Below are 4,887 nucleotides of genomic sequence, written 5' to 3' on the forward strand. Positions count from 1 at the left end.
TTTGTATTTGGAAGATTTCGCAAATCCGAATAATGGGCTTAATTTAGTCCCAAACTGCTTGTAGCGCGGGAACGTTACTGGCAAGTTGAGAAAGAGCTTTACAGTTAACATCAGGTTTTCAAAAGCCATTTAGTTGCGCAGAAAATCGAAATACAGAAACTTGAAAATTGGAGTTTTTAATCGGAAGTTTAAAACCAGAATATTAAAGTTTGATGTTTTGAATCTGAAAAGCAGAACTTGAATATTGGAGTTTCTAAACTGAATCTGAAAAGCAGAACTTGAAAAGCAGAACTTGAAAAGCAGAACTTGAATATTGGAGTTTCTAAACTGAATCTGAAAAGCAAAATTTGAATTTCGGAGTTTCTAACTGGAAAAAACAGAACCGTAAATTTTACGGTTTTCTAATGGAAATAAAAAAAATAGAATACAATTTAGTGAAGATTTGTACTAGAATTGGGATTTAAGTCTGCCAAAAATAGTCTGAAAATCGATTTTAAAAGGGAATACAATTTAGCTAATATTTTGGAAAGAATTAGGATTTTAGTCTGCCAAAAATAGGATTAAAATCAGTTATTAATTGGAATATCGGCTAGAAACAACCAGCCAGTAACAGCCGTTTTGAGCTAGTGTGTGATTTAGTGGAATTACCGTTTCGCATCATATTTTCTGCAAAGCCGAAAATTGAAAGGTTACGAAGCACACACCATCTCAAAGCGGCAAGACGTTATGGGGCAGTTGTGCCGAAATTACGCAGATAAAAACAATTCGAAAATATGAATTTTTTTACGCAAGAAGTTTACAAAGCAGAAGCGTAAAAATTGGAATCGCCAGCAGAAGCCGGAAAGTTGGAATCTGAAATGCAGAAGCGTGAAAATTGGAATTTGCCAACAGAAACTTGAAAATTGGAATCTGAAAAGCAGAAGCGTGAAAGCCGGAATTTGCCCGCAGTAACTTGAAAAGTTTTGCGGAGAAATTAAAAAGTGAATAATTGAAAAATAATACGCCGAAATTAGGAGCAGAAAAACGGAAACGTGAAAATTGGATTTTGCCAACAGAAGCGTGAAAACTTTTTGTGATAATCGTAATTTCGACAAAACAACCGCCCCATAACACACGCTACAAGCAATTTGGGGATTTGGCTTAATTTGAAAATGGTCTTGTATTTGGGATGATTTGGCAAATCCGAAAATAGGGCTTAATTTAGTCCCAAACTACTTGTAGCGCGGGGACGTTGGCGGTTATTTTGTCGAAAAACAGAACTAAAATGAAACAACAAATTCTATTTATATTATTAATTATCGTGAATTTGAATGTTTATTCACAAGACAAAATGAGAAAAGTTGAAGAATTAATAAATGAAACGGAACCAGGTTGGGAATTGGTAAGTGAATGGATAAGTTCAGCAAAAAATAAAATTGAAATACTGAAAGTCGATAACGAAAAAGCAAAAGAAGCATTATTCAAAACTCAAATTACAACTCGTTCACCGATGGGAGCGATTGTTTATCAAACGGGCGGAATACTAGTCGATAATGGTTGGATTAGAATTTTAGGTTCCGGAAACGAAAAACTGAACCGAACACTTCCAGATTGGAATTTTGGAAAAACTATAACCGAATTTGGAAAGCCAACTCCTTTTTTATTGATTGCCGACGATGCAATTGGTGGATTTTTTTTATTAAATGGCGGTGGATTAGGAAAAGACGTTGGTAAGATTTATTATTTTGCACCTGACACTTTAGAATTTGAACCTTTAGATTTGTCTTATTCGGAATTTTTAGATTTTTGCTTCAACAATGATTTAGAAAAATTCTACAAAGGTTTTAGATGGACAAATTGGAAAGAAGATGTTGAAAAGTTAAATGGAGATAAAGTCTATAACTTCGTGCCTTTTCTTTGGACAAAAGAAGGTAAAGAAATAAATAAAAATTCAAGAAAAGAAGTTCCTATCGAAGAACAATATAGTCTAAATATGGATTTTAGAAAACAACTCGGAATAGATAAATAAAAAACAACCGCCAACACACGCTACAAGCAATTTGGGTATTAGGCTTAATTTGAAATTGGTTTTGTATTTGGAAGATTTGGCAAATCCGAAAATAGGGCTTAATTTAGTCCCAAACTGCTTGTAGCGCGGGGACGTTACTGGAGACTTGTGCCGAAATTACGCAGGTAAATTCGATTTGGAAATAACTTTCATAGCTCGCAGGAACTTAAAAAACAGAAGCGTCAAAATTGGACTGTAACGGCAGAAACTTGAAAATTTGAAACCTGAAAAACTGAAGCGTGAAAATTGGAATTTGCTAATAGAAACTTGAAAAGCGGAAGCGTTTAAAATTGGAATCTGCCAACAGAAAATTGAAAAGCAGAAAATTGATTTTTTTTGCCCAGAATTTTAAAGCGAAAAGTAAATAATTGAAAGTAAAACGTTAAAATTACTAACCGAAAATCATAAACGTGAAAGTTGGATTTTGCCAACAGAAGCGTGAAAAGTTTGCGATTTAATCGTAATTTCGACAAAAACAAGCCTCCAGTAACACACGCTACAAGCAATTTGGGGATTTGGCTTTAATGGAAAAATTGGTTTGTATTTGGAAGATTTGGCAAATCCGAAAGATAACGCTGATTTAGTCCCAAACTGCTTGTAGCGCGGGGACGTTATAAGGCAGTTTGGAAGAGCCGAAGTGCGAAAAAAGATGTAATGTTTTCATAATATTTAAAAATTTTTATATTAAACGAATCAAAAGATATATGATAATTAAAGGAAAACTACAAGCTGGTTTACTAGAATACTATGATTGTATAATCAATGTAAGATATGGCAAAATCAATGGGCTGAATCTTATTGATGTGAGTCCATTAATTTTAACATCTTATCAAATTGAAGTCTCTACAGACTACACGTTTGAAAAACATTATTGTCCTGAAAAAGCTCCATTTAAAAGTAATTATTTTATACGATATAAAGGAGGCTATAAAAATCAACATATTATTTTCTTTAAACTAAACTTATTACAATATATTCGTTTGAAATATGCAATGGAAAAATGGATATTACAGTCGGAAGATATGAAAAAAGATATTTTAAAATATATAATCGGTGGTATTATTGGTTACATTGGCGGTTTAATGATTCAAGAAGTTAAAGCATATAGTAAAGCTCCAGTAAGCCCACCTAAAACAGAAAGCCAAAAATCTTTTGAACATAAATAGTTATATATTTTTCTCATAAATAATTAAATTTAAAAATGTGTTTCACTTAATATCGGTGGAAACACGAAACCGACAATAAAACCGCCTTATAACAGCCACTACAACGGATTTGGGCATTTGGCTTAATAGGAAAATGGTTTTGTATTTGGGATGATTTGGCAAATCCGAAGAATAGGCTTAATTTAGTCCCAAACCCGCTGTAGTGCCAGAACGTTAGTGGCAAGCAATCCGCACCACACAAAAAAACGTAAAATATAAAAATTTAAAAAAAATGAAAAGAAACCTAAAATTAATTATTTCGTTATTATTATTAACAACATTAGTTGCACAATCACAAAATAAATGGAAAGTCGCAAAACAAGCAACTGGAGATTTGAACAAGGACAATATTGCAGATTATGTAATTGTTTCGGAATACAAAAAGAGTAGCGAAGAAACAGTTTACAGTTTACAGATTTTTATAACAAAATCTGATGGAACTTTTACAAAAGTTTTATCAACAAATAAAGCAATTGACTCATCTAATATGGGAAGTGGTAGTGGATTTGGGGATATAACAATAGTCAAGGGTGTAATCACAATTAGAACCGATTTAACGAGAGGTAACTATTCAACTAAATTTAGACTTCAAAATGGTAAATTTGTATTAATTGGTTACGACAGCAATGGTTGCGACAATTCAGGATGTGAAACTCAATCCTACAACGCAATTACAGGTTTACGAACAATTAAAGTTCAAGATCAGGATACAGATGCAATAATTAGTTTTACAAAAAAAATCGTGAAAATGAATCCACTTCCTGATTTGAAAGATTTTACATATGATAATTTTACAACGAGATTATTTCCAGAATATTAAAAATAAAAAAATAAGATGACATCAAAAAATCAAAGTTCGAATAATTCTGAAATAACAATTAAAAAAACATATATATATAAAACAATTGCAATAATTGTTGGTATTGTAATCTTCCTTTACGCATTTGCTAATTATATCATTTCAGAAGAAAGAACAAATGTTGCAATAGAAAAATTTAAAGAAAGTATTCCGAAATAATTATCAAGAAAACAGTAAAAATATTTTGCCAGCCACTAACAGCGGTTTGCAAAAATGGCGGGTTTTGGGCTTAATTTAAAATTGGTTTTGTACTTGTAAAGTTAGTGTTTAACCGAAAGTTTATGCTTCCTTAATCCGCCACTTCTGCAAGCCGCGAAACGTTACTGGCTAGTTATGCCGAAATTACGCAGGTAATTTCGATTTGAAAATAAAGTTTGCAACTCGCAGAAACTTACAAAGCAGAAGCGTGAAAATTGGAATCGCCAACAGAAACTTGAAAAGTTGAAACCTGAAAAGCGGAAGTGTGAAAATTGAAACTTGCCAACAGAAACTTGAAAATTGAAATCTGAAAACAGAAGCGTGATAATTGGAACTTGAAAAGCAGAAACTTGAAAAGTTTTTGCGCAGAAATTAAAAAGCGAATAATTAAAAATAATACGTAGAAAATTGCAAACCGAAAACCGAAACTTAAAAGTTGGATTTTGCCATAGAAGCTTGAAAAAATTTGCGGTTTAATTGTAATTTCGACTAAATAACCAGCCAGTAACACACGCTACAAGCAATTTGGGGATTTGGCTTAATGGAAAAATTGGTTTGTATTTGGAAGATTTGGCAAA

At 32.5% G+C, this 4,887-nt stretch carries 4 protein-coding genes; all 4 read left to right on the forward strand.

The window, feature by feature from the left end:
* Positions 1 to 1,264 precede the first annotated feature (1,264 nt).
* The 4 genes from FNW21_RS15925 to FNW21_RS15940 all read left to right on the forward strand — a co-directional run bounded on the left by FNW21_RS15925 (position 1,265) and on the right by FNW21_RS15940 (position 4,270).
* Positions 1,265 to 2,008, forward strand: a complete 744-nt coding sequence (locus FNW21_RS15925; RefSeq protein WP_235889659.1) for a DUF2625 domain-containing protein — start codon at positions 1,265 to 1,267, stop codon at positions 2,006 to 2,008.
* A gap of 743 nt (positions 2,009 to 2,751) precedes the next feature.
* The gene (locus FNW21_RS15930) at positions 2,752 to 3,213 is read left to right on the forward strand and encodes a hypothetical protein (RefSeq protein WP_144257738.1); all 462 of its coding nucleotides are present in this window, start codon (positions 2,752 to 2,754) and stop codon (positions 3,211 to 3,213) included.
* Positions 3,214 to 3,484: 271 nt separating this feature from the next.
* A complete protein-coding gene (locus FNW21_RS15935) occupies positions 3,485 to 4,072 on the forward strand; it encodes a hypothetical protein (protein WP_144257739.1) in 588 nt (195 codons plus the stop codon).
* A 15-nt stretch (positions 4,073 to 4,087) separates the two neighbouring features.
* The gene (locus FNW21_RS15940) at positions 4,088 to 4,270 is read left to right on the forward strand and encodes a hypothetical protein (protein WP_144257740.1); all 183 of its coding nucleotides are present in this window, start codon (positions 4,088 to 4,090) and stop codon (positions 4,268 to 4,270) included.
* The last annotated feature ends 617 nt before the right edge of the window (positions 4,271 to 4,887 follow it).

The organism is Flavobacterium restrictum (assembly GCF_007097245.1).
Lineage (GTDB): Bacteria > Bacteroidota > Bacteroidia > Flavobacteriales > Flavobacteriaceae > Flavobacterium > Flavobacterium restrictum.

Bases quoted from the DNA above. Each gene is read 5' to 3' on its own strand.
- FNW21_RS15940 (WP_144257740.1), top strand. From the start codon at position 4,088: ATGACATCAAAAAATCAAAGTTCGAATAATTCTGAAATAACAATTAAA.
- FNW21_RS15935 (WP_144257739.1), top strand. From the start codon at position 3,485: ATGAAAAGAAACCTAAAATTAATTATTTCGTTATTATTATTAACAACA.
- FNW21_RS15925 (WP_235889659.1), top strand. From the start codon at position 1,265: ATGAAACAACAAATTCTATTTATATTATTAATTATCGTGAATTTGAAT.
- FNW21_RS15930 (WP_144257738.1), top strand. From the start codon at position 2,752: ATGATAATTAAAGGAAAACTACAAGCTGGTTTACTAGAATACTATGAT.